This window comes from Pseudoduganella aquatica (genome assembly GCF_009857595.1).
Taxonomy (GTDB): Bacteria; Pseudomonadota; Gammaproteobacteria; order Burkholderiales; family Burkholderiaceae_D; genus Rugamonas; species Rugamonas aquatica_A.
Window position 1 is genome coordinate 67,403 of sequence record NZ_WWCU01000008.1, and the last position, 23,975, is coordinate 91,377.

Genomic DNA, 23,975 nt, shown 5'->3' on the forward strand with positions numbered 1-23,975 from the left:
TTTGCGATATCCTGGTCGTATAGCGTTCCCATGACGGCCTCCTGTTGGAGGAGTCAAGCAAGCACCGCCTTGGTTCCGTAAGGACGTAAAAAAGCCGCCAGGGCTTGCGCGCTGGCGGCTCTTTAAGCGGCGAAGATTACTGCGCGGCGGCTGGCGCTGCGCCTTCTTCGGCGGCTGCTTTCATCGACAGCTTCAGGCGGCCGCGGTCGTCGGTTTCCAGAACCTTGACGCGCACTTGCTGGCCTTCTTTCAGGTAGTCGGCAACGGCGTTCACGCGCTCGTTGGCGATCTGCGAGATGTGCAGCAGGCCGTCTTTGCCTGGCATGACCTGGACGATGGCGCCGAAGTCCAGCAGCTTCAGCACGGTGCCGTCGTAGGTCTTGCCCACTTCGACCGACGCGGTCAGCTCTTCGATGCGGCGCTTGGCTTCCTGGCCGGCAGCAGCGTCAACGGAAGCGATGGTGACCACGCCTTCGTCGCTGATGTCGATCTGGGTGCCGGTCTCTTCGGTCAGCGCGCGAATGACTGCGCCGCCTTTACCGATCACGTCACGGATCTTCTCCGGGTTGATCTTGATGGTGATCAGGCGCGGTGCGAAATCGGACAGTTCCGTTTTCACGTGCGGCATGGCTTTCTGCATTTCACCCAGGATGTGCTCGCGGCCTTCTTTGGCTTGCGCCAGCGCCACTTGCATGATTTCCTTGGTGATGCCCTGGATCTTGATGTCCATCTGCAGCGCGGTAATGCCATTGGCGGTACCGGCTACTTTGAAGTCCATGTCGCCCAGGTGGTCTTCATCGCCCAGGATGTCGGACAGCACGGCGAAACGGCCGCCTTCCTTGATCAGGCCCATGGCGATACCGGCCACGTGTGCTTTCATCGGCACGCCGGCGTCCATCAGTGCCAGGCAGCCGCCGCAGACGGAAGCCATCGACGAGGAACCGTTCGATTCGGTGATTTCCGATACCAGGCGCACCGAGTAGCTGAACTCGTCAGCTGCCGGCAGCGCGGCGATCAGCGCGCGCTTGGCCAGGCGGCCGTGGCCCACTTCGCGGCGCTTCGGCGTACCGACGCGGCCGGTTTCGCCGGTGGCGAACGGAGGCATGTTGTAGTGCAGCATGAAGTCGTCGGTGTACTCGCCCATCAGCGCGTCGATCTTCTGCGAATCGCGGGCGGTGCCCAGGGTCGCTACGACCAGCGCCTGGGTTTCGCCGCGGGTGAACAGGGCCGAACCGTGGGTGCGCGGCAGAACCGAGGTGCGGATCGAAATCGGACGCACGGTGCGGGTGTCGCGGCCGTCGATACGTGGCTCGCCTTCCAGGATCTGCGAACGCACGACCTTGGCTTCCATGTCGAACAGGATGTTGCCCACGTCCACGCCGTTTGGCGCTTCGGCGCCGTTGGCGGCAGCGTCGGCTGCCAGGTCGGCTACGACTTCGGCGGACATGGCGCGCAGCTTGTCGGTACGGGCTTGCTTGTCTTTGGTCTGGTAGGCTTCGCGGATTTTCGACTCGGCGAACTGCGCCACTTTGGCGATCAGCGCTTCGTTCTTCGGCGCCGGCGCCCACTGCATTTCAGGCTTGCCGCCGTCGCGCACCAGGTCGTGGATCGCGTCGATGACTGCTTTCATTTCGGTGTGGCCGAAGACGACCGCGCCCAGCATGATTTCTTCGGACAGCTGCTTGGCTTCCGATTCCACCATCAGCACGGCGGTTTCGGTACCGGCCACAACCAGATCCATCTGCGAGGTTTTCAGCTGGGTGGTGGTCGGGTTCAGGATGTACTGGCCGTTGGCGTAACCCACGCGGGCGGCGCCGATCGGGCCGTTGAACGGCAGGCCGGCCACGCACAGGGCGGCCGAGGCGCCGATCATCGAGGCGATGTCAGGATCGATTTCCGGGTTGACCGACAGCACGTGAATGATCACTTGCACTTCGTTCATGTAGCCTTCCGGGAACAGAGGGCGGATAGGACGGTCGATCAGGCGGGACGTCAGCGTTTCTTTTTCGGAAGGACGGCCTTCGCGCTTGAAGAAACCGCCAGGGATTTTACCGGCCGCGTAGGTCTTTTCGAGGTAGTCAACGGTCAGCGGGAAGAAGTCCTGGCCAGGCTTGGCTTCTTTGCGCGCCACGACGGTTGCCAGCACGACGGTGTCTTCGATCGACACCATCACCGCGCCGGATGCCTGGCGAGCGATCTCGCCGGTTTCCAGGGTCACGGTGTGTTGGCCGTACTGGAAGGTTTTCGTAACTTTGTTAAACATGGGTAATCCCTTTCTATTTGCCGACAGATTTTCAGGAGCTGTCGTTCACCTCACCACAGACAGCGGCCGGGGCCGCCGCCTTTACTACTTTTGCTACAGGTATTGCCGGATTGCCCTATTTCCACCGCTCAGAATGACAAAATGCCCGCGGCAGAGAACTGACGCAGGCATTTCGGCTCAAGCCGGGACGTACAAAGATTACTTACGCAGACCCAGTTTAGCGATCAGATCGCGGTAACGGGTTGCATCTTTGTTCTTCAGGTAGGACAGCAGCGATTTACGACGGTTAACCATCATGATCAGGCCACGACGGCTGTGGTGATCTTTGCTGTGGGCTTTGAAGTGACCGTTCAGTTCGTTGATGCGTGCGGTCAGCAGCGCAACTTGAACTTCTGGGGAGCCGGTGTCGTTCTGGCCACGTGCGTTGTCCGCGATGATCGCGGCTTTGTTGATGTTTTCTACGGTCATGATATTACCTTTCACATGCGGTATGCGGAGTCTGAACCCTGCGCACCGTGAGTACGATTAAAAATATACTGATCCAAAGACCAGACCCGCGAGTATAACGGAATACACCACGGATGGCTAGAATTACCCGTAGACGGAGAGCGCGAGGGTTGCAACCATGAGAAAAATGATCACAACGGCAATATTGCCACTGCTATTGGCGGCCTGCGCCGGCCCGGGCGGCACGCCGCCGGCCCTCGGCGAGCGCCTGGACGCCGTCAAGGCCAGGCTGGGCCAGCCCGGCGCCAGCTACCAGCTGGGCGGCGACACGTTGCTCGAATACACCACCCAGCCCTTCGGCCAATACGCCTACATGGCCCGCTTCGGGCCGGACGGCGCGCTGAAATCCTACGAGCAGGTGCTGACGGACGAAAAATTCGCCACCCTCACAGTGGGCATCGCCACCCGCGACGACGTGCTGCGCACCATAGGCCACCCGGCCGAGACCAGCTACCTGGCGCTGCGCGACCTCACGGTCTGGTCCTACCGCTACAAGCAGTCAGGCGTGTGGAACTCCATGATGCACGTGCATTTCGACCAGGCCGGCATCGTGCGCGAAATGATGGCCGGGCCGGACCCGGCCTACGACGACAAGCCGCGCTTCTTCCGCTAGCCCTGGGGTCTGACCCGGCGGGTCAGACCCCGACCTCACTCGGTTTGCGGGTTGACGCGCTCGATCTTGGAATGCAGCTTGTTCAGGCCGGACAAGTAGGCCTTGGCCGAGGCCACCACGATGTCCGGATCCGAGCCGACGCCGTTGACGATGCGCCCGGCGTTCGACAGCCGCATCGTCACCTCCCCCTGCGACTGGGTGCCGGTGCTGATGGCGTTAATCGAGAACAGCACCAGCTCGGCCCCGCTCCTGGCCTGGCATTCGATGGCGTTGACCATGGCGTCCACCGGGCCGTCGCCCTCCCCGTCGCAGCTGTATTCCTTGCCGCCCATGGAGAACACTACCTTGGCGGTAGGCGTTTCGCCGGTCTCGGAGCGCTGCGCCAGCGACACGAAGCGGTAGTACTCGTTCTCCTGCGCCGTTTCCTCGTCCGACACCAGGGCCATGATGTCCTCGTCGAAGATTTCGGCCTTGCGGTCCGCCAGCTCCTTGAAGCGGCCGAAGGCGGCGTTCACTTCCGCTTCCGACTCCATTTCTATGCCCAGCTCCTGCAGGCGCTGCTTGAAGGCGTTGCGGCCGGACAGCTTGCCGAGCACGATCTTGTTGGCGGTCCAGCCCACGTCCTCGGCGCGCATGATCTCGTAGGTTTCGCGCGCTTTCAGTATGCCGTCCTGGTGGATGCCGGACGCGTGCGCGAAGGCGTTGGCGCCCACCACCGCCTTGTTCGGCTGCACCGCGAAGCCGGTGATCTGCGACACCATCTTGGACGCGGCCACGATCTGCGTGGTGTCTATGCCCACGGTCAGGTTGTAATAGGCTTGCCGCGTGCGCAGCGCCATCACCACTTCCTCCAGCGCGGTGTTGCCGGCGCGCTCGCCCAGGCCGTTGATGGTGCACTCGATCTGCCGCGCGCCGCCTATCATCACGCCGGCCAGCGAGTTGGCCACGGCCAGTCCCAGGTCGTTGTGGCAGTGCACCGACCACACGGCCTTGTCCGAATTGGGGATGCGCTCGCGCAGGCGCTTGATGGTGGCGCCGAACATTTCCGGCACGGCGTAGCCCACCGTGTCGGGGAAGTTGATGGTGGTGGCGCCTTCGGCGATCACGCCCTCCAGCACGCGGCACAGGAAGTCTTCTTCCGAGCGGCTGCCGTCTTCCGGGCTGAATTCGATATCGTCCGTGTGCTGGCGGGCGAAGCGCACGGCCAGCTTGGCCTGTTCCAGCACCTGCGCCGGCTCCATGCGCAGCTTCATCTGCATGTGCAGCGGCGAGGTGGCGATGAAGGTGTGGATGCGCTTGCGCTCGGCGGGCGCCAGCGCTTCGGCGGCGCGGGCGATGTCGCGGTCATTGGCGCGCGACAGGGAGCAGACCGTGGAGTCGCGCACGTGCGCGGCGATGGACTTGATGGATTCGAAGTCGCCCTGCGAGGCGGCGGCGAAGCCCGCTTCGATGACGTCCACCTTCAGCCGTTCCAGCTGCTTGGCGATGCGCAGCTTCTCTTCGCGCGTCATCGAGGCGCCCGGCGATTGCTCGCCGTCGCGCAGGGTGGTGTCGAAAATAATGAGGCGGTTGCTGAGGCTCATAACGATGTCTCCTTATGGCTAGGGTTGAACCGCCCCGTACTTGCTAGCGGCGTTCGCTCTCGTCCACCGGTTCGTGGCCGGTCTGCACGATGCTGACCGGCTTGCCTTTGGCCATGCGCCAGAAGAACACCGCGTAGCCGGACAGGCCGTACACGATGAACAGCGGGAACAGCACTTTGGGCGGATCGATCGACACCAGCGCGAAGAACAGTGCAATCAGGAATACGGCGATAAAGGGCACGGACTTGCGGAAGTTCAGTTCCTTGAAGCTGTAGAACGGCACGTTGGTGACCATGGTGAGCCCCGCGAACAGCGCAATGGCGAACGAGGTCCACGACAGCTGCAGGCCGGGCACTTCCATGTCCACCATCAGCAGCACGAAGCCGCCCACGATGGCCGCCGCGGCCGGGCTGGGCAGGCCCTGGAAGAAGCGCTTGTCGACCACTTCGATATTGGTGTTGAAGCGCGCCAGGCGCAGCGCGGCGCCGGCGCAGTAGACGAAGGCGGCGATCCAGCCCAGCTTGCCCATGCCGCGCAGCGACCATTCGTAAATCACCAGCGCCGGGGCGGCGCCGAAGGACACCATGTCCGACAGGGAGTCGTACTGGGCGCCGAATTCGCTTTGGGTATTGGTCAGGCGGGCAATGCGGCCGTCCAGGCCGTCCAGCACCATGGCGATGAAAATGGCCCAGGCCGCATGCTCGAAGCGCTGGTTCATGGCCATGACGATGGCGTAGAAGCCGCAAAACAGTGCGCCCGTCGTGAACGCGTTGGGCAGCAAATAGATGCCGCGCGAACGCGGGCCGGCCACGCCGCTCTCGTTCTCGCCACGGGCCTTGCGCGCGAACCGGGCGAAACGCGAGTTCTTGGGCTTGGCCAGGGTTACGCCATTTTTAGGTCTGCGACGGGGGAAATTTGCCATTGGGTTCCATTTCTAGTGCTGCGGTGTGTGCTTTTCCGGCCGCCCGGGCGGCCGGAATCTCCCGCCTATTATATAAGGGAGCACGCAGCAAAGAGAAAGTTTGGCCTATTGAATGCTTATTTGAACTTCACTTTGCCCACGACGCGCATTTCCAGCGTGGTCTCGCCGGGTTCGAAGCTCGGTTCGGACACTTCGGCGCTGTCCATGGCCTTGGCGCGCATCATCATCATGGGCGCCGGCGCGGCCATGGCTTCGCGGGCGTAGGCGCCGGAGCCTTCGAAGTCCACCGTGTCCAGCGTGGCGTCGCTGACCTTGCGGCCCATGGCGGCGGCGATGGAGGCGATGCGCTCGTTCAGGTTCTGGTAGGTGGCGGCGATGCGCTGCTCGTCCAGCTTCTTGGTGGCGGCGGGCGACAGGCCGAAGCTCAGATTGTTCAGGGTCAGCACTTTCTGCGCGGCGGCCACGGTTTTCGGCAGCTTGTCCAGGCTGGTGGTGGTCACTTGCAGGTACTGGCCCACGCGCCAGGCGGTGGGCACGCGCGGCTTGGGCGTGGCGCCGGCCGGCAGCGGGCGCTCGTCCGGGTACACCGGGTAGGTGTAGTAGCCCTGGGTTTTCAGGCTGGCCTGCGGGTCTTCCTTCTTCACGATGTCCAGGCCCTGCTTCATCTTCTGGTTCACGCGCGAGGCGGCGGCGGCCTTGTCCTTGTCCTGCTCCTCGATGGCCAGCGTGGCCACGGCCTGGTCGTTATTGGCGCGCACTTCGCCCTGGGCCGGCACGATGACCAGGGTGCCGCTGGTCGGGGTTTGCTGGGCTTGCGCTTGCGCGCCCAGGATCAGCATGGCGGCGGCGATAAGGGTCTTGGCAGCGGTTTTCTTGGCGGTCATTCTGTTGCTCCTTGGTTAAATCGTGAAGCAACTTTAACCGAATTTCACGATGCCACAGGCACAACTAAGTGAGCGTTTGTAACAGTGAAAGCCCGGTGCGCCGTGATAGTATCGACAAGATCACCACCACCACTGGGAGTACGTCATGGGATTGCTCGATCAGCTTGCAGGACAAGTGCTCGGTTCACTGGGCTCGCAACAGCAGGACCCGGTGCCGCAGGGCGACCTGGTCAACACCGTGATGGGCCTGCTCAACCAGGCCGGCGGACTACAGGGCCTGCTGCAGAAATTGCAGGCCAGCGGCCTGGGCGACCAGGTGGCGTCCTGGGTGGGCACCGGCGAGAACCAGACCGTGTCCGGCAACCAGATCGCGGATGCGCTGGGCAGCGGGCAGCTGGCGCAGATCGCGCAGCAGGCCGGCCTGGAGCCGGAGCACGCCAGCGCCGGCCTGGCCCAGCTGCTGCCGCAAATTATCGACCAGCTGACGCCGAACGGCGCCGTGCCGCAGGACGACATGGTGGCGCAGGGCCTCAGCCTGCTCAAGGGCAAGCTGTTCGGCTAAGCCCTGCCCCGCGCCGGCCTCAGGCCAGCGCGCGCAGCAGGCGGCGGCCCGCCTGCGCTTCCGCAGCGCCGCCGCCGCACCAGGCCAGGAAGCCGGCCGGCTCGAGCGGACGCGCAAACAGATAGCCTTGCGCCTCGTCGCAGCCGGCCAGTTTCAAAAAGGTCTGCACTTCGCCGCATTCCACGCCTTCGGCCACCACGCGGTGGCCCAGGTCCTGCGTCAGCGAAATCATGGTGCTGACCAGCGACTGCTTGCGCACGTCGTCTTCCAGGCCGATGATGAAGGACTGGTCGATCTTGACCACGTCGGCCGGCATGCTCTGCAAATAGGACAGGCTGCTGTAGCCGGTGCCGAAGTCGTCGATGGCCAGGCGCACGCCGATGGCGGCGATGGCTTGCAGCGTGGCATGGGCGCGCTCCGGGTGTTCCATGATGGCGCTCTCGGTAATCTCCAGCTCCAGGCAGGACGGGGGCAAGTCATACATATTCAGGTAATGCTCAACCTGGGCCACGAAGTCCGGCTCCAGCAGATTGGCGGCCGACACATTGACCGCCAGCTGCAGCTGCATGCCGGCATTGCGCCAGGCGCGCTGCTGGCGCAGCGCCGCGTTCAGCACCCAGGCCGTGGTGGCCTGCGCCAATCCGGAACGCTCAATCACGGGAATGAACTCGCCGGGCGACACATTGCCCAGTTCGGGATGCGTCCAGCGCAGCAGCGCCTCGGCGCCCACGCAGGCGCCGCTTTCCATGTCCACGCGCGGCTGGAACACCAGGCGCAGCTGGCTGCTGCTTTCCAGCGCGTCGCCAAACTCGTTGAGCAGGCGGAAGCGGCGCTGGCAAGCGTCGTCGTCGCTACGCGAATAGATGGCAATGCGGCTGGACTGGAAAATGGCGCCGTGGGCCGCGCTCTGCGCGGTGCGCAGCACGTCCAGGCAGTCGGCCCCGCCCAGCACGAAGGGCGCCACGCCTATGGTCGGCGTGGCGATATGGCGCGACTTGGCCAGGCTGGACGCCCGGGCCAGCTTTTCCTTCAGCACCGGCAGGTATTCCTCCAGCGTGGTGCAAGGCGGGGCGAACAGCGCGAACTGGGCGTCGCCCACATGGTAGACCTGGCGGCCCGGACCGAGCTGGGAGCGTATCCATTGGCTGGCCTCGGTCACCAGTTCGTCCAGGTAGGACGAGCTGCGCACCCGCGCCGCGCTGCCCAGCTGCTCGGGCGTGGCCAGGTTGACCACCACCGCCAGGCGCAGCTCGTCCGGCGGGCAGTCGTTCTTCATGTCCTGGAAGTCCTCGATGAACTGGCTGCGGTTGGGCAGGCCGCTGAGCGGGTCCACCCGCCCTGCCGTATGCCGCAGCTCGATCTGCGCCATCACCATCTCGGCCAGGTCGGACAGGCAGGCTACTTCCTCGGGCGTGGTGTGGCGCCGCTCGTAGCCCATCACGCACAGGGCGCCCAGGCAATGGCCGTCGGCCGTGATCAGCGGCGCGCCGGCGTAGTAGCGCACGCCGCTTGCGGCCAGCGCGCCGTGGCGGAAATAGTGGTCTTCCAGCAGATCGGCAATGACCAGCGCGCCGCCGGTGTCCACCACTTCGGCGCAAGGCGCCTTCAGGCGCGGAATGGAGTTCTGCTCCAGGCCCAGGCGGGACTTGAACCACTGCCGGTCGCTGTCGGTGAGGGAAATGGCCGCGATCTCCAGACCGAATATGCGCGCAGCCAGGCGCGTGATGCGGTCAAAGGCTTTGCTCGGGCGGGTGTCGAGCAATTGCAGTTTATACAGGGCGTCGAGACGGGCTGCTTCGGTTTGGCAAGAAATAGTCATGGCTGGTCCGGTCAGGGTCGATACGGCGCGCGCAGCAAGGCAGCGGCGGGGTAATCAATGCGGGACTGGGCACTGGCACGTGCCGGCGGCGGCACGAGAAATCGGGTAAAACTGAGCGGGAGTAGGGCTCGGAGGGGCGCTGCTTTATTACTTATTGCTGAGTTGCAGAATAGCATGAGACACAAAAAACTGCACGTTCAAAATGCAAGCCGTGCGCCATGCAGGCCTGACAGCGAAAGGTTTGCGCTGAGACAAATCGCCCTGACCGCTGCAACGGTAAAGTCTAATGACCTTCCAACCATTTCTTTAGAGCAAGAAAGGAAAGTCATGCCATATACCTATTCCAAAGTCGATGATCTGCAAAAAACCGACATGGTCGGCTCCCATCAGTGCGTTGCTCTCGTGCAAGTCTATGCAGGAGCGCCATCGACACTGGCGTGGCGTAAAGGAGATGATGTCGTTGGCAACGCTGCAATTAAGAAAGGCACAGCAATCGCAACCTTCATCGATGCGAAATATCCCAACCGCAGTACTGGCAACCATGCCGCGTTCTATCTGAAGGACGGTGTCGGCGGGATCTACATCATGGACCAATGGAAGACGAAACCTGGCGGCAAGGTATCGTCGCGCTTTATTCCGCGCTTGGGCAAACACAAAAAAGGACGCTTCATCCGCCCCAGCAATAATGCCGACGCCTACTCCATCATCGAATAGCTATTCATGCGCCCTCTCACCTCAAAAGTATTTCCATTGCCGGCTATCCTAACTCTGACTCTGGGAGTACTAATTCCAGGCAAAGCAATGAGTGCGCAAGCGCTCGAATGCCCAAAGGAGCTCCCTGCCACATCATTCCAGTTGGCAAACGCACCACCTGGCTGGCGGTTCTTTGCGGAACTGCCTCTCTACCTGCATGCGGCAGAGCCAATGAGCGGGCCTCCAGAGCAACTAGGCCATCTGATTGAAGATTCCGTAAAAAAAAATAAGGATCAGTGGACTTACACATACACTCTGGATGGCCCCTTTCCCAATGGAAAATGGCTGCTCTGCTCTTACGGCGCCCATAGCGAAATGACACTCTCGAAACGCATCAGCGACGAAACGCAGATGTGCAAGATAAGCTATCGCAAGGGCAGTAAGGCCGAACAGCGCGAGATAAATATCCATTGCGAATAGCCCGCCGGCTTGCGCGGGCGGGCTGCGGGTGCCTGAGGAGGATTAGAGGAAGAAGGCCTCGGGTTCGGCGACGCCGACCAGCGCGGCGAATTGCGCAACGGGCGGGAACGGGCCTGGGTTCTCGTTCAGGCTCTTGAGCAGGGCTGGCAGCGCGGCAATGGCGCTGGACAGCGTGGCGTCGTCCTGGATGCCGGCCAGCCAGGCCGAGGCGGCCGCCAGGTTCTGCCCGGTGTAGGCCGCTTCCGTTTGCAGCACCGTCAGGCCGGCGGTGAATTCCGCCGCCGCCACGGCCTTGGCTTGCAGCGCCAGCGCGTCGCTGCCCTGCGCCGCCTGCGTCAGCGCGATGGCGGTGCCGCCCAGGGTCAGGTAGCCCTTGGTGATCAATCCGGTCCAATACTGCAAGCCGGCGCTGTCGGCGGCGTGGCCGAACATGTTCAGATACATCTGGTTGACGGCCACGTCAGTTGCCTTCCCGCCGAACTGCTGCTGGAATTCGGCCGACTGCACCAGCGCCGTCTCCAGCACATGCACGCTGCTCTGGGCCTGCCAATAGCCCTGCCCCGCCGGTTCCGCCGGACGGTGCAGGAGGGCCGCGTACAGCTTGCCGACTTCTATCGCGCTGATGGCGGGTACGCCCGCGCCGCTGTTGGCGCGCGCGATGGCGGCCGCGTCGTTCAGGCTGCCGGTGTCGATATCGCCGATGTGCGCGGCCGGCGTGCTCACGCCGAGCGCGGAGCCCAGGTAGGACGTCAGCAGCGTTTCCGGATGCCCGCTGGCCATGGCGGCGGCCAGCTTGTCGACCAGCGACGCCTGCAGCACCACCGAGGCCTGGCCGATGTGGGCCAGCGCGCCGTAAATGCCGCCGCCGGCGGTATTGGTTTGCTCGATATTGGCCAGGCCCGCTTCCAGCACCTGGCCGAAAGCCTGCGTCGCCAGGGCGCTCAGTTTTGCGGCAGCCGCCGTCAGGCTGGCATTGCCGGCCTGGGCGACGCTGCTGGCGAGCAGCGCGCTGATGAAGCTGGCGCTGCTCAGGTCGGTGGCGCCGCTGGCGTGCGCGAGGGTGCCTGCCAGCGCGCCGGCAACCGCCTTGAAGGCTTGCGCTTCGCTGAGCTGGCCGGATCCGCCAGCCAGGCTGACCAGCGTGCGGGCCACCGCCAGTTGCAGGCCGTCCAGGCTGGCAGCCACCACTTGCAGGTGCAGCGCTGCCGGCACGGAGGCGGGTGCTCCCGGATCGCTGTCGATGGCGGCGGATAGCGGGCTGGTCTTGCTCACGTCGGTGGCGCCCAGGCCGAACGCTTCGGCCAGGCGGGCGCTGGCCTGGGCCGCGCTCGCGCCCTGCAGCTGCAGCTGCAGGTGCAGCGAGGACAGCGCGTTGACGGCCTTGCTTTGGGTGGTGGCGGCATAGCTGCCGTGCTGCGCCAGGCCGGTGGTGGCGTCGGTGCCGCCGGTGACCAGCAGCGACACGGGAATCTGGCCGGGCGGCACGATGCCGGCATTGGACGCCGTCAGGATGTAGCGGCCTTGGCTGTCCGTGACAGCATTCCATTCGCCCTGGTCGAACTGGCCGTTGCCGTTGGCGTCGTTAAAGACGGTGGCGCCCTGCACATAGCCGGTCGCTTGCACCTGGCCGGTGTAGGCGGTATAGCCCCAGTCCTTGAGCGTGGAAGCCAGGAAGGGCAGCTCGGCCTTGAAGGCAGCCAGCGAAGCGGCGTCGGTGACGCGATCCAGGTAGGCGCCCACGAGGGCAACATTGCTGCCCTGGTAGGCGGCCAGTTCCGGCCCGGTGTCCATTTCTGCGCTGAACGCCAAGGCCGCCGCCGCTTTGCTCTCCAGCGCCGTCTTGTCGCTGCCTTGCGCGCCGAGCGCCAGATAGAGCGGCAATGCGCCGCGGCTGATCGCGCCGCTGTCCAGCAGCGCGGTCCAGTAATTCGCCCCGGCGGCGTCGGTGGCATGGCCGAACAGCTGGTGATAGAAGAAGCGCACCATGGCGGCATTGCTTTCGTCCGCATGCGCAACCTTGAACTCAGGCGAAGCGGCGAGCGTCGCCGCCACCTCCGCGCTGCTCTGGCTGGCGACGAGGGTGATGGTCAGCGCTTCCGGCACGCGGTTGCTGTAGGCGACGAAGAGCTTTGCGATATCGGTCGGTGAGAGGGGCATAGTGGCGCCTGTAAGGTTGAGTAATCGAAACAGCTTGAAGTTATAAGATTGTCATAATTATTAATTTGAGAATGTGCCAGCCATCACAAACATGGCGCGGAAAACTTGCCAAAAGGAACATTGTTTGCGAATATGGTGAATTGTTGTCTTTTTGAGAATACATGAAACATTTAGTCCCCCTGCTGCTATTTGCCTGCTGCGCCGCGAGCGCCCAGCAAACCGATGCCAACAGCGATACCGCCGCTCCGGCGGTGGAAGTGGCCAATTTGCGCAATCCGGTGCTGAAGTCCTACAAGACCATGCTGGCTGGGGTGGACATCTACGAACGCATGAAGGCCAAGGCGCCCAACACCACGCTGCGTTTCCGCCTGCTGGCGCCGGACGGCGCGCACGCCAAACCCTTCACCTTGCGCATCGCCAACGATGACACCTCGGTCGGCGTGCCGGTGGAGGCCAACGGCACCTTCGCCCTCCCCCTGCTGCCGGAGCTGAGCGGCGACGCCGAACTGATCGTCAACGCCAAAAAAGGCAGCGTGCGCTGGACTCCGGACATCCGCCCGGCAGGCGAGCCGGACACGGTGCGCCGCCTGGGCGACCTGCGGCTGGAGTGCGAGGTGTGGTGGGTTATCGAGCAGGAGGATATGGGCTTTTTCCGGCGCAAGCTGATGCAGGCCGTGGGCAGCCCTTGCGCCAGCAAGATGAGCACGCTGTTTTACGAGCCGGGGCGCAAGGTGAGCGGCGCCACGCTGGAGCACGGCGGCAAGCGCTTGCCGCTGAAGGTCGTGCGCAACGGTTATGCGTTTGTCCTGCCGCTGCAGGACAAGAGCCTGGAGGATGAGGCGGCCATCGTGATCGAGTATGCGGAGTCCTGAATAAAAAAGCCCGCCGGCTTGCGCGGGCGGGCTCGATGCAGGACGGGCTTGCGCCCGCGCCGCATTAGTTCTTCGACTGGTCGACCAGCTTGTTTTTCGCGATCCAAGGCATCATGGCGCGCAGCTTGGCGCCGACTTCTTCGATCGGGTGCTCGGCGGTCAGGCGGCGGCGGGAAATCAGGGTCGGTGCGCCGGCCTTGTTTTCCAGGATGAAGCTCTTCGCGTATTCGCCGGTCTGGATGTCCTTCAGGCACTGGCGCATCGCTTCCTTGGTGGCCGAGGTCACGACTTTCGGGCCGGTCACGTACTCGCCGTATTCGGCGTTGTTCGAGATCGAGTAGTTCATGTTGGCGATGCCGCCTTCGTAGATCAGGTCGACGATCAGTTTCAGCTCGTGCAGGCACTCGAAGTAAGCCATTTCCGGAGCGTAGCCCGCTTCGGTCAGGGTTTCGAAGCCGGCCTTGATCAGCTCGACCGCGCCGCCGCACAGGACCGCTTGTTCGCCGAACAGGTCGGTCTCGGTTTCTTCACGGAAGTTGGTTTCGATGATGCCGGCCTTGCCGCCGCCGTTGGCCGAAGCGTAGGACAGGGCGATGTCGCGGGCGTTGCCGGACTTGTCCTGGTACACGGCGATCAGGTGCGGCACGCCGCCACCCTGGCGGTAGGTGCCGCGCACGGTGTGGCCTGGGGCCTTGGGCGCAACCATGATCACGTCCAGGTCGGCGCGTGGCACGACTTGGCCGTAGTGCACGTTGAAGCCGTGTGCGAAGGCCAGCACTGCGCCCTGCTTGGCGTGCGGCGCCACGTTTTCGTTGTAGACCTGGGCGATGTTCTCGTCCGGCAGCAGGATCATGATGACGTCGGCCGCTTTGACGGCGTCGTTCACTTCAGCCACTTTGATGCCGGCTGCTTCCACTTTCTGCCAGGAGGCGCCGCCTTTGCGCAGGCCGACGGTGACGTTCACGCCGGAGTCGGTCAGGTTTTGCGCGTGCGCGTGGCCCTGCGAGCCGTAGCCGATGATGGCAACGTTTTTGCCCTTGATCAGGGAGAGGTCGGCGTCTTTGTCGTAGAAAACTTTCATGGTCATTCCTTGGTGAGATATTTGGTAAATTTTTAAAATTAAACTTTGAGGATGCGCTCGCCGCGTCCGATGCCCGAGCCGCCGGTACGGACGGTCTCCAGGATCGAGGTGCGGTCGATGGCATCGATGAAGGCGTCCAGCTTGCTCTTGGCGCCCGTCAGCTCAATGGTGTAGGTCTTTTCGGTGACGTCGATAATGCGGCCACGGAAAATGTCGGCGGTGCGCTTCATTTCCTCGCGCTCCTTGCCCACCGCCCTCACCTTGATCAGCATCAGCTCGCGCTCGATGTGCTGGCCTTCGGTCAGGTCGACCACCTTGACCACTTCAATCAGGCGATTGAGGTGCTTGGTGATCTGTTCGATGATGTCGTCCGAGCCGGTGGTGACGATGGTCATGCGCGACAGGGTCGCGTCTTCGGTCGGCGCCACGGTCAGCGTTTCAATGTTGTAGCCGCGCGCCGAGAACAGGCCCACTACGCGGGACAGGGCGCCGGCTTCGTTTTCCAGCAGTACAGAAATAATATGTCGCATTACAGATCCTCCGAACCCAGCAGCATTTCGGAGAGGCCTTTACCCGCCTTCACCATCGGCCACACATTCTCGCTCTGGTCGGTAATGAAATTCATAAAGACCAGCTTGTCCTTCATACGGAAGGCGTCCTTGAGCGCGTTCTCGACGTCGCCCGGCTTCTCGATCTTCATGCCGACGTGGCCGTAGGCCTCGGCCAGCTTCTCGAAGTCCGGCAGCGAATCCATATAGGACTCGGAGTAGCGCGAACCGTAGTCGATCTGCTGCCACTGGCGGACCATGCCCAGGAAGCGGTTGTTGAGCAGGATGATCTTCGGCGTCAGGTGGTACTGTTTGCAGGTCGCGAGTTCCTGGATGTTCATCTGGATCGAGCCTTCGCCGGTGATGCAGGCGACGGTGGCGTCCGGATTGGCCATCTGCACGCCCATGGCGTATGGCAGGCCGACACCCATGGTGCCCAGGCCGCCGGAGTTGATCCAGCGGCGCGGCTTGTCGAACTTGTAGTACTGCGCGGCCCACATCTGGTGCTGGCCCACGTCGGAGGTGACGTAGGCGTCGCCGCCGGTGACCTGCCACAGCTTCTCGACCACGTCCTGAGGCTTGATGACCAGGTCGGAGCCGCTGTATTTCAGGCAGTCCTTGCCGCGCCATTCATTGATCTGCTTCCACCAGTTGCCCACGGCGGGATTCGGCTTCTGCTCGGCCGCGTCCAGCTGGGACAGGAACTCGACCAGCACGTCCTTGACGTTGCCGACGATGGGAATGTCCACTTTCACGCGCTTGGAGATCGACGATGGATCGATGTCCACGTGGATGATCTTGCGCGGGTTGGTGGCGAAGTGTTTCGGGTTGCCGATCACGCGGTCGTCGAAACGGGCGCCGATGGCGATCAGGACGTCGCAGTTCTGCATCGCCATGTTCGCTTCGTAGGTGCCGTGCATGCCGGGCATGCCGACGAACTTGTCGTCGGAGGCGCGGTAGGCGCCCAGGCCCATCAGCGTGTTGGTGACCGGGAAGCCCAGCTTGTCGACCAGCTTGTTCAGCTCGGGCGCGGCATTGGCCAGGATCACGCCGCCGCCGGTGTAGATCATCGGGCGTTCGGCTTGCAGCAGCAGTTGCACGGCCTTGCGGATCTGGCCCGAATGGCCCTTGTCCACTGGCTTGTACGAGCGCATTTCGATCTCCTTGGGATAGGAGAACGGGGCCTTGTGCATGCTGATGTCTTTGGGGATATCGACCAGCACGGGGCCGGGACGGCCGGTGCGGGCGATAAAGAAAGCTTTTTTAATGGTTTCCGCCAGGTCTTTCACGTCCTTGACCAGGAAGTTGTGCTTGACCACAGGGCGGGTGATGCCCACGGTGTCGCATTCCTGGAAGGCGTCCTGGCCGATGGCGTGGCTGGGCACCTGGCCCGAGATCACAACCATGGGGATGGAATCCATGTAGGCGGTGGACAAGCCGGTCACGGCATTGGTCACGCCCGGGCCGGAAGTCACCAGCGCAACGCCCACCTTTTGCGAGCAACGCGAATACGCGTCGGCGGCATGGATGGCGGCCTGCTCGTGGCGAACGAGGATGTGCTGGAATTTGTCCTGCTTGAAGATGGCGTCGTAGATGTAGAGCACTGCGCCGCCGGGGTAGCCAAAGACGTGCTCAACGCCTTCTTCGGCCAGACAACGGACGAGTATCTCTGCGCCCGTGATGGGTGCATTGGCTTCGGTGTTCATAAAACATTCCTTTCAAGGTCCATAGGAGATTGATCGGATGCTCTTTCCTGGCGAAGCTATGCAATGCGGGGCAGTTCTCCTGGCTTCCCTTCTCTCTGCGGTCACGTCACTTCTTCCCGTAGCCATAGATACGGTGCAAAGTGGCGCTAAACGCAACTCGTTTGGCCGGAGTGTCTGCCGCGGTTGTGCATACCTCTCGCGCTTGTGGCGCGGGTTAGAGCAAACTGCTGACAAATGAAAGCGGGAGTTGCCGATGACAGCCTTGTGTGCTGCCGGACAAAACCAAGGACTTCGTGGTGTTCGAAGCGATCTATACGGTACTGCGCCGCACCAATTTGGTCAAGTAAAATAGCGAGCAATCTGCAATTGAGGGGCCATTCTGGTGCACTTACTTGTTGCAAAACGTGAAAAACAAGCGGAAAGGCCCGTTTTTTGCTAGGATGCAGCCTGTTCATCTCCCCCCGGCAGTACGTCCCCGACGCATGGCAACAGATAAAGAATTATCGGATTTTCTCGAGAACGTCGAGCGGCGCGCCTTCAAACAAGCCGTCTACGCGGTGCGCAAGGAAGAAAGCGCGCTGGACATCGTGCAGGACGCGATGATCAAGCTGGCCGAAAAATACGGCGACAAGCCGGCCGCCGAGCTGCCGATGCTGTTCCAGCGCATCCTGCAGACCACCATCCTCGATTATTTCCGCCGCGAAAAGGTGCGCAACACCTGGGTCAGCCTGTTCTCCGGCATGAGCTCCTCGGCCGACGAGCACGACGACTTCGACATCCTGGAGTCCTACGAGGCCGAGCAAGGCTCGCAGGCCGCCGAGTCCAGCGCCGACAAGGTCGAGCGCATGCAGACGCTGAGCGCCATCGATGACGAAGTACAAAAACTGCCCGCGCGTCAACGGGAAGCCTTCCTTATGCGTTACCTACATGATCTGGACGTGGCCGAGACGGCCGAAGCGATGGGATGTTCCGAAGGGAGCGTGAAAACACATTGCTCAAGGGCAACCCACACTCTCGCCGAAGCGCTCAAAGCCAAGGGAATTAAATTATGAATACCGACGATCTGAACTTTGCCTATCGGGTGCGGCACGCACTCAACGAGAAGCTGGACGACCTGCCGGCTTCGACCACCGACCGCCTGGCCGCCGCCCGCAAGGCCGCCATGGCGCGCAAGAAGGCGCACGTGCCGGTGCGCGTGACCCAGGCCGAACTGGCCGGCGCGGGCACGCACGCGGCCGGCTTCTTCAGCAGCCCGTTCAGCTGGCTGGGCCGCATGCGCGTGGCCGTCCCCATGCTGATCCTGGTGGCCGGCATGGTGGGCGTGTACCAGTACGAAGAACAGCAGCGCATCGCCGAGCTGGCCGAGCTGGACGCGGCCGTGCTGTCGGACGAACTGCCGCTGTCGGCCTATCTGGACCACGGCTTCAACGCTTACCTTGAGAATCGCGAGCAATAAGGATGGCGCGTATCAGCCTGATTACTCTGTCTCGCTACAAGGGTGAACTGGTCAGCCTGGCGCTGTGCGGCTGGGCTGCCGTGGCCGCCGCACAAGGCGGCGCTGCCACTGCCACGCCGGCCTCCGCGCCGGCGGCGGCGCCCGGCAAGCACGCGGTTGCCCCGATCGCCCTCGAAAAACCGCTGTGGAAAGACCTCACGCCCGCCCAGCAGCGCGCCCTTGAGCCGCTGTCGGCCGAGTGGAACAAGCTGACCGGCCTGCGCAAGCAGAAATGGCTGGAAATCGCCAACCGTTTCGCATCGATGAAGCCGGACGAGCAACAGCGCGTGCATGAGCGCATGCGCGACTGGCTGCGCCTGACGCCGGAGCAGCGCCGCCAGGTGCGCGAGAATTTCGCCCGCTCGCAGAAGATCACGCCGGGCCAGAAATCGGCCCAGTGGGAGCAGTACCAGCAACTGCCGGAAGAAAAGAAAAAACAGCTGGCGGACAAGGCGCCCAAGAAACTGGTTGCCAATCCGCCAACGCCGACCCAAAGCAAGGCGCCCACCGTGGCGCCGGTGAAGTCCAAACTGCCGCCGGCAGCCGGCGCGCAGGTTCCAGGTGTACCGGCCCCAGGCACACCGGCCGCCGCCCCTGCGCCTGGCGCCACGCCGGCCAGCCCTGCAGCCGCCCTGCCCGGCGCGGCCAATGTGGTTCCGGGCGCCGCCCCTGCCACCGTTGCTCCGGTCCCAGCCACTCCGACCCAGCCCACGCCAGCCAATGTCAAATAGCATGCCGATCGAGCAGCCGGCGCCCACCGTCAAGCGCCGCCTGATTTCCATGGTGTACGAATTGCTGCTGGCGTTCGCGGTGCTGTTCCTGCCCTTCCTGATTTTTGAAATCGTCTCCGGCGCATCGCACACGCCGGTAGCCGAGCACATGCGCCAAATGCTGGCCTTCCTGGTGCTGGGCGCCTACTTCATCCACCAATGGGTGCGCGAGGGCCAGACGCTGGCCATGCGCACCTGGCGCATCAAGGTGGTGCTGCCGGGCCATGCCCACGTGCCGCCCAAGATCGCCGCGCTGCGCTATCTGCTCAGCTGGGGCTGGGTGCTGCCCGCGCTGGTGGTCGACTACGCCTTCGGCCTGAGCCGCTGGCAGGCGCTGAACGCCATCGGCGCCGGCATCCTGGCCTGGGCGCTGACCGCCTTCTTCAACAAGGACCGCCAGTTCCTGCACGACCGCATCGCAGGCACCCGCCTGGTCCAGCTGCCCAAGCCGGCCGAAAAGGGCAAAGAGCAGGCCGCAACATGACGATGGAAGGCTTGGCCAGCGCCAGGCCGACGGGTCGCCCCTGCAAATGCCCGCCCGCTGACCTGAACCCGCCTGCCTGACAGGCGACGCTTCCTTACTTCGCAGCGGCACCCGCAAGTTCAGCAAGGATCTGCCGCGCCCGCTCGTTTCGCTCAGCGCTATGGGCTTGCGCCGCCTCCGGACTCTTGAGGTACTTTTCCAAAGCGTCCGCAACGCCTTCCGTGGTACCTGAGCGCAGCAGCACGGTGACGCGCCGGTGCCATGCTTCCCCGTTTGCCGGATATTCGGCATTCAGCATATCCACATAGGTGCGCGCCTGGTCCTGCTGCCAAGTGACGAGCATGACCTCGAGCAGACTCAATAAAGCGCGCTCACGCGTCGCGCCGGTCGTCATAGCGGCCTTGAGCTGCGGAACGGCATCGTCGTAGCGTTCCAGGCGCAAATAGGCTCGCCCGAGCAGCAATTGCGTATCGGCGTCCTTGCTGTCGAGCTGATAGGCTGTAGTCAGCACCACGGCTGCAGCATCCGGCTCGCCCAGGTTCAGCAGATTGCGGCCGGCCTCGCGGCTTGCGAACGGATCGACGCTGAATCGCATCCACTGCAGTTGGAAAGTGAGCGCTTCCCAGCGATCGCCGGTATTCGCGAGCGCGGTATTCATCACCAGAGAGTCGTAGATCTCGTGAAACGGCAAGGCCAGCGCCATTGGCTTCATGAACGTGGCCCTTTCCGCGTGCTGCTCCGTCCTTAACTGCGTATCAACCAGGTCGAGCGGAAGATAGGCCATGCTGTCTGCCACCAGCGGGCGCGCCGCCATATAAGGTTCAAGTTTCCTGGCATAAGCCTGCATAGCCTCATAGCTGCCGCCCCAACGCGGCCTGAGGGCGCGCATCGCGGCAACCGCCAGATGCCGGCAAGCCGGGTCAACAGCTTCCCCCTGCCGCAGCGCATCGGCCTGGACTTTGTCTTCGCTGAGCAGCATGCCGAGAAACAGCGACGTTGCGTGCGCGTCGGTGAGCCGTGGCTCGCGTGCCGCAGCCTGGCCGAGCATGTGCAGCGCCTTGAAGGCGTTGGCCGACATGAGGCGCATTTTCTCGTCCGACGTTTCCGCCGCCGCAGCAGTGCCACGCGCAGCGATCGCGGCGCGGCTGAAGTGCCTGCCACGTGCCGCCAGGGCAAAGGCGCTTTGCGGCGCGTTTTCCAGCCAGGCAGCGCTCAACCGGTCTGACTCGGCGCCGCCGTCAAATATCTCGAAGTCGCGGTGGATGATTTCGCTGGGCTCGCCCTGGACCGGAAAATGCCGCTCCAGGTCACCTTGAAAGAGCGCATCGAGCGCGGCGTATGCCTTACGCTCCACCAGGACTGCCACTTGGGCAGTCGTTACCGAACGGCCAAACAGATATTCACACTGTGCCCTCGCCTGCCCGGCGGGCCAGCGATTGCCAGGCAAGTCGGGAAAGGCAAGACAGCGCTGCAAAGGGTCTTTGATGGCATCCGCGTCCATGGCGGCGCGAAGATAGGCTTGCATCGCAGGCGGCGCGCGCGAAAAAATGGCGGCCGGGGTTTGCGCTTGTGCAGCTAGGCAGGCGAGCGCCAGGCCAAGCATCATCACGAATTTGGACATGGCATACCAGCAATATTAAGAACACCATCTTGCCATGCAGCTACTTCGATCGCAACAAATTAAAAGCGCTCGAAGTCCGTCAGGTAGCGCCACTCGCCGACCGGCAGGCTGGACATGGCGATGCGGCCGATGCGGATGCGCTTCATGGCCACCACTTTCAGGCCCACCAGCTTGCACATGTGCTGGATCTGGCCCGGCTTGGGCGCCTTCAGCGCGAAGCGCAGGCGCTTCTCGTTCTGCCAGCTGACCTTGATCGGCGGCAGCGGCTTGCCGTTGTAAGGCAGGCCGTGGTTCAGCAGCGCCAGGCCATTGTCGGCGATGCTGCCCTCCACTTCCACGATGATTTCCTGCTCCAGCCCTTCGGACAGCTTGCGCGTGACGCGGAAGTCCTGCGTCAGCACCACCAGGCCGCTGGCCATGGTTTCCAGCGGCGACTCCAGCGACAAATTCACCAGGTGGCGCTTGAGGAAGCGCTCGCCGCGCGCGGCCTCGGTGCGCGTGGCTTCGCTGATGCAGCTGAATACCGGCTGGCCGTCCTTGTCGATGCCGGCGCTGATGCCGGCCGGCTTGTTCAGCAGGATGGTGGCCGGCGCGATCTCCAGCAGGGTGGCGTCCTTGTCCAGCTCCACGGTCTGTTCCGGCGCAACGCGCGCGCCCGCCTCCTCGACCAGCACGCCGTCCACGCGGACGAAAGCGCCTTCGATATACAGCTCGGCCTCGCGGCGCGAGCACGGAAGCATGTCCGCCACGCGCTTGGCGAGGCGGACGGTGTTGTCTTGTTCGGTCATAATTTGCTGAAGTAGGCCGCAAAGACTGCGGCGGTGCGTTCGAGGCCGGCGCGCGGCGCGTCGAGATGGGTGACGAGGCGCAGGCGCGGCGCCATGGATACGCGGATGTGCGCAGCCTGCAGCGCTGCCTGCAGCCCTGCCGTGTGCTGCTGCGGCACCTCCACGTAGAAGATATTGGTTTGCGGCGTGCTGACTTTCAGGCCGGGGATCTTGCCCAGTTCGGCGGCGAGGAAGGCGGCGTTGGCGTGGTCGTCCGCCAGGCGGCCCACATTGTGCTGCAGCGCGTACAGGCCCGCAGCGGCGATGACGCCGGCCTGGCGCATGCCGCCGCCCAGCATCTTGCGCCAGCGCTTGCCCTGCTCTATCAGCGCGCGCGAGCCGCACAGCACCGAACCCACCGGCGCGCCCAGTCCTTTGGACAGGCACACGGACACGCTGTCGAAGCCCTGCACCGCGTCGCGCAGGCTCACGCCCTGCTGCACGGCGGCGTTGCAGATGCGGGCGCCGTCCAGGTGCGTGGCGAGGCCGCGCTGGTGCGCGTAGGCGGTGGCCTGCGCCACGTAGGCGGCGGGCAGCACGCGGCCGCCTATGGTGTTTTCCAGCGCCAGCAGGCGCGAACGGGCAAAGTGCACGTCGTCCGGCTTGATGTTGGCTTCGATGTCGGCGATGGCGATGCTGCCGTCGGCCTGGTTGGGCAAAGGCTGCGGCTGGATGCTGCCCAGGACCGCCGCGCCGCCGCCTTCGTAGCGGTAGGTGTGCGCTTCCTGGCCGACGATGTATTCGTCGCCGCGGCCGCAGTGGGCCAGCAGCGCGATCAGGTTGGACTGGGTGCCGGAGGGCGCGTACAGGGCCGCTTCAAAGCCGAACAGTTCGGCGGCGGTGTCCTGCAGCAGGTTGACGGTGGGGTCGTCGCCGTAGACGTCGTCGCCGGTGTCGGCGGCGCGCATCGCTTCCAGCATGGCTGGACTGGGGCGGGTTACGGTGTCACTGCGAAGGTCTATCCACTGCTCACTCATGTTCCCGCCCTTTTTCGATTATTCAGCTTTGGCTAACTGCTCCGCAAAGAAGCGATTGCCCATTTCTTCCAGTCCCAGCGTCTCCAGCACTTCCTGCAAGCGCTCCGTCGGACGGCGGCGCGGCAGGTTTTTGTAGCTGGCGATGATGAGTTCATTCTTCATCGAGTGCTCCCACCCAACCAGCTCGGTCACGTTCACGTGGTAGCCATGCGCTTCCAGCTGCAGGCAGCGCAGCACGTTGGTGACCTGGCTGCCGAATTCGCGCGTGTGGATGGGGTGGCGCCAGATTTCGGTCAGCGGGCTTTTCAGCTGCCTGGCCTTGTTCTTCTTCAGCACCGTGGCCACTTCGGCCTGGCAGCACGGCACCAGCACCATGAACTTGGCCTTCTTCTTCAGGGCGAAGGCGATGGCGTCGTCGGTGGCGGTGTTACAGGCGTGCAGCGCGGTGACGATGTCGATCTGCTCCGGCAGTTCTTTGGACTCGGTCGATTCCGCCACCGACAGCGGCAGGAAGGACATGCCCTTGAAGCCGAACTTGGCGGCCAGCTCCTGCGAACGCGCCACCAGCTCGGCGCGCGTTTCAATGCCGTAGATGTGCGAGTTGTCTTCCAGGTGCTTGAAGAACAGGTCGTAGATGATGAAGCCGAGGTAGGACTTGCCTGCGCCGTGGTCGACCAGCGACACGCCCGGACCCTGCGCCTGCACTTCCTTCAGCAGCGGCTCGATGAACTGGTACAGGTGGTAGACCTGCTTCAGCTTGCGGCGGCTGTCCTGGTTCAGCTTGCCGTCGCGCGTGAGGATGTGCAGTTCCTGCAGCAGCGCGACCGACTGGCCTTCGCGGACCTCGGGCATATTGGCGGCAGCGGTGACGGTGTCGCCCAGCGGGGCCGGCTTGGCTGGCTTGGCTGCTGTCTTAGGCTGCTTCATCGATCCACGCCTGCTGTATCGCTTCCAGTACCTTCTCGCCGCCACGGGTGTGGTCGTCGTCGAAGCCGTCCAGGTCCACCACCCAGTTGTGCAGGTCGGTGAAGCGGATGGCGATCGGGTCGATCTCCGGGAACTTGTCGTACAGCGCTTCGGCGATGGCCGTAATGTCGCTCCATTTCATGCT

The 23,975-nt window shown here is 63.5% G+C and carries 24 protein-coding genes; 9 read left to right on the top strand and 15 right to left on the bottom strand.

What is annotated here, in order from left to right; genetic code table 11:
- Window positions 1-136: 136 nt before the first annotated feature.
- Window positions 137-2,263, bottom strand: coding sequence for a polyribonucleotide nucleotidyltransferase (gene pnp / locus GTP77_RS09705; RefSeq protein ID WP_161071969.1), 2,127 nt, complete (start codon window positions 2,261-2,263; stop codon window positions 137-139).
- 198 nt (window positions 2,264-2,461) lie between these two features.
- A complete protein-coding gene (gene rpsO, locus GTP77_RS09710) occupies window positions 2,462-2,731 on the bottom strand; it encodes a 30S ribosomal protein S15 (protein ID WP_056405183.1) in 270 nt (89 codons plus the stop codon).
- A 166-nt stretch (window positions 2,732-2,897) separates the two neighbouring features.
- Here rpsO and bamE point away from each other — a divergent pair, with 166 nt between their 5' ends.
- Window positions 2,898-3,383: an outer membrane protein assembly factor BamE domain-containing protein gene (gene bamE / locus GTP77_RS09715; protein ID WP_308807705.1), complete on the top strand. Its 486-nt coding sequence runs from the start codon at window positions 2,898-2,900 to the stop codon at window positions 3,381-3,383.
- Between the two features lie 35 nt (window positions 3,384-3,418).
- Here bamE and GTP77_RS09720 read toward each other — a convergent pair whose 3' ends face one another.
- From GTP77_RS09720 to GTP77_RS09730, 3 genes are all read right to left on the bottom strand, one after another.
- Window positions 3,419-4,966, bottom strand: coding sequence for a 2-isopropylmalate synthase (locus GTP77_RS09720; protein ID WP_161071971.1), 1,548 nt, complete (start codon window positions 4,964-4,966; stop codon window positions 3,419-3,421).
- A gap of 43 nt (window positions 4,967-5,009) precedes the next feature.
- Complete coding sequence (pssA, locus tag GTP77_RS09725) at window positions 5,010-5,888, bottom strand: CDP-diacylglycerol--serine O-phosphatidyltransferase (RefSeq protein WP_161071972.1); 879 nt, start codon at window positions 5,886-5,888, stop codon at window positions 5,010-5,012.
- A 116-nt stretch (window positions 5,889-6,004) separates the two neighbouring features.
- Window positions 6,005-6,772 carry an SIMPL domain-containing protein gene (locus tag GTP77_RS09730; RefSeq protein WP_161071973.1) on the bottom strand — a complete coding sequence of 256 codons (768 nt, stop codon included), beginning with the start codon at window positions 6,770-6,772 and terminating at the stop codon, window positions 6,005-6,007.
- Window positions 6,773-6,917: 145 nt separating this feature from the next.
- On the opposite strand from GTP77_RS09730, the gene GTP77_RS09735 reads away from it, so the two are divergent.
- Complete coding sequence (locus GTP77_RS09735) at window positions 6,918-7,334, top strand: YidB family protein (RefSeq protein WP_161071974.1); 417 nt, start codon at window positions 6,918-6,920, stop codon at window positions 7,332-7,334.
- Between the two features lie 19 nt (window positions 7,335-7,353).
- On the opposite strand, the gene GTP77_RS09740 is transcribed toward GTP77_RS09735, so the two are convergent.
- Complete coding sequence (locus GTP77_RS09740) at window positions 7,354-9,153, bottom strand: putative bifunctional diguanylate cyclase/phosphodiesterase (RefSeq protein ID WP_161071975.1); 1,800 nt, start codon at window positions 9,151-9,153, stop codon at window positions 7,354-7,356.
- Between the two features lie 174 nt (window positions 9,154-9,327).
- On the opposite strand from GTP77_RS09740, the gene GTP77_RS09745 reads away from it, so the two are divergent.
- Window positions 9,328-9,867: a BPSL0067 family protein gene (locus tag GTP77_RS09745; RefSeq protein ID WP_229202143.1), complete on the top strand. Its 540-nt coding sequence runs from the start codon at window positions 9,328-9,330 to the stop codon at window positions 9,865-9,867.
- A 6-nt stretch (window positions 9,868-9,873) separates the two neighbouring features.
- Window positions 9,874-10,326 carry an STY0301 family protein gene (locus GTP77_RS09750; RefSeq protein WP_308807706.1) on the top strand — a complete coding sequence of 151 codons (453 nt, stop codon included), beginning with the start codon at window positions 9,874-9,876 and terminating at the stop codon, window positions 10,324-10,326.
- Window positions 10,327-10,368: 42 nt separating this feature from the next.
- Here GTP77_RS09750 and GTP77_RS09755 read toward each other — a convergent pair whose 3' ends face one another.
- Window positions 10,369-12,483 (bottom strand): DUF4214 domain-containing protein, encoded by a 2,115-nt coding sequence (locus GTP77_RS09755; RefSeq protein WP_161071977.1) that lies wholly within the window; start codon window positions 12,481-12,483, stop codon window positions 10,369-10,371.
- A 161-nt stretch (window positions 12,484-12,644) separates the two neighbouring features.
- Here GTP77_RS09755 and GTP77_RS09760 point away from each other — a divergent pair, with 161 nt between their 5' ends.
- Window positions 12,645-13,355 carry a hypothetical protein gene (locus GTP77_RS09760; RefSeq protein ID WP_161071978.1) on the top strand — a complete coding sequence of 237 codons (711 nt, stop codon included), beginning with the start codon at window positions 12,645-12,647 and terminating at the stop codon, window positions 13,353-13,355.
- Between the two features lie 64 nt (window positions 13,356-13,419).
- On the opposite strand, the gene ilvC is transcribed toward GTP77_RS09760, so the two are convergent.
- The 3 genes from ilvC to GTP77_RS09775 are packed head-to-tail and all read right to left on the bottom strand — an operon-like array spanning window position 13,420 to window position 16,690.
- A complete protein-coding gene (ilvC, locus tag GTP77_RS09765; RefSeq protein WP_161071979.1) occupies window positions 13,420-14,436 on the bottom strand; it encodes a ketol-acid reductoisomerase in 1,017 nt (338 codons plus the stop codon).
- 38 nt (window positions 14,437-14,474) lie between these two features.
- On the bottom strand, window positions 14,475-14,966 hold the full coding sequence (gene ilvN, locus GTP77_RS09770) for an acetolactate synthase small subunit (RefSeq protein ID WP_055935546.1): 492 nt from the start codon (window positions 14,964-14,966) through the stop codon (window positions 14,475-14,477).
- On the bottom strand, window positions 14,966-16,690 hold the full coding sequence (locus tag GTP77_RS09775) for an acetolactate synthase 3 catalytic subunit (protein ID WP_161071980.1): 1,725 nt from the start codon (window positions 16,688-16,690) through the stop codon (window positions 14,966-14,968). The genes ilvN and GTP77_RS09775 overlap by 1 nt, the downstream gene beginning before the upstream one ends.
- 482 nt (window positions 16,691-17,172) lie before the next feature.
- Here GTP77_RS09775 and GTP77_RS09780 point away from each other — a divergent pair, with 482 nt between their 5' ends.
- From GTP77_RS09780 to GTP77_RS09795, 4 genes are read left to right on the top strand one after another with little or no spacing between them, the layout of a single operon-like run.
- Window positions 17,173-17,742 carry an RNA polymerase sigma factor gene (locus GTP77_RS09780; RefSeq protein WP_161071981.1) on the top strand — a complete coding sequence of 190 codons (570 nt, stop codon included), beginning with the start codon at window positions 17,173-17,175 and terminating at the stop codon, window positions 17,740-17,742.
- Window positions 17,739-18,146 (top strand): DUF3619 family protein, encoded by a 408-nt coding sequence (locus GTP77_RS09785; RefSeq protein ID WP_161071982.1) that lies wholly within the window; start codon window positions 17,739-17,741, stop codon window positions 18,144-18,146. Before GTP77_RS09780 ends, GTP77_RS09785 begins: the two co-directional genes overlap by 4 nt.
- A gap of 2 nt (window positions 18,147-18,148) precedes the next feature.
- Window positions 18,149-18,916, top strand: a complete 768-nt coding sequence (locus tag GTP77_RS09790; protein ID WP_161071983.1) for a DUF3106 domain-containing protein — start codon at window positions 18,149-18,151, stop codon at window positions 18,914-18,916.
- Window position 18,917: 1 nt separating this feature from the next.
- Window positions 18,918-19,439 carry an RDD family protein gene (locus GTP77_RS09795; RefSeq protein WP_228895707.1) on the top strand — a complete coding sequence of 174 codons (522 nt, stop codon included), beginning with the start codon at window positions 18,918-18,920 and terminating at the stop codon, window positions 19,437-19,439.
- A 94-nt stretch (window positions 19,440-19,533) separates the two neighbouring features.
- Here the strand turns inward: GTP77_RS09795 and GTP77_RS09800 are convergent, their stop codons facing one another.
- Genes GTP77_RS09800 through iscX form a run of 5 tightly spaced genes read right to left on the bottom strand, consistent with a single transcriptional unit; the run spans window position 19,534 to window position 23,972 of the window.
- Window positions 19,534-21,060 carry a tetratricopeptide repeat protein gene (locus GTP77_RS09800; RefSeq protein ID WP_161071985.1) on the bottom strand — a complete coding sequence of 509 codons (1,527 nt, stop codon included), beginning with the start codon at window positions 21,058-21,060 and terminating at the stop codon, window positions 19,534-19,536.
- A 59-nt stretch (window positions 21,061-21,119) separates the two neighbouring features.
- Window positions 21,120-21,848 (bottom strand): rRNA pseudouridine synthase, encoded by a 729-nt coding sequence (locus tag GTP77_RS09805; RefSeq protein WP_161071986.1) that lies wholly within the window; start codon window positions 21,846-21,848, stop codon window positions 21,120-21,122.
- A complete protein-coding gene (gene ltaE / locus GTP77_RS09810; RefSeq protein ID WP_161071987.1) occupies window positions 21,845-22,864 on the bottom strand; it encodes a low-specificity L-threonine aldolase in 1,020 nt (339 codons plus the stop codon). Before ltaE ends, GTP77_RS09805 begins: the two co-directional genes overlap by 4 nt.
- A gap of 18 nt (window positions 22,865-22,882) precedes the next feature.
- Window positions 22,883-23,791, bottom strand: a complete 909-nt coding sequence (locus tag GTP77_RS09815; protein ID WP_161071988.1) for a class I SAM-dependent methyltransferase — start codon at window positions 23,789-23,791, stop codon at window positions 22,883-22,885.
- Window positions 23,778-23,972 carry a Fe-S cluster assembly protein IscX gene (gene iscX, locus GTP77_RS09820; protein WP_161071989.1) on the bottom strand — a complete coding sequence of 65 codons (195 nt, stop codon included), beginning with the start codon at window positions 23,970-23,972 and terminating at the stop codon, window positions 23,778-23,780. Before iscX ends, GTP77_RS09815 begins: the two co-directional genes overlap by 14 nt.
- Window positions 23,973-23,975 lie beyond the last annotated feature (3 nt).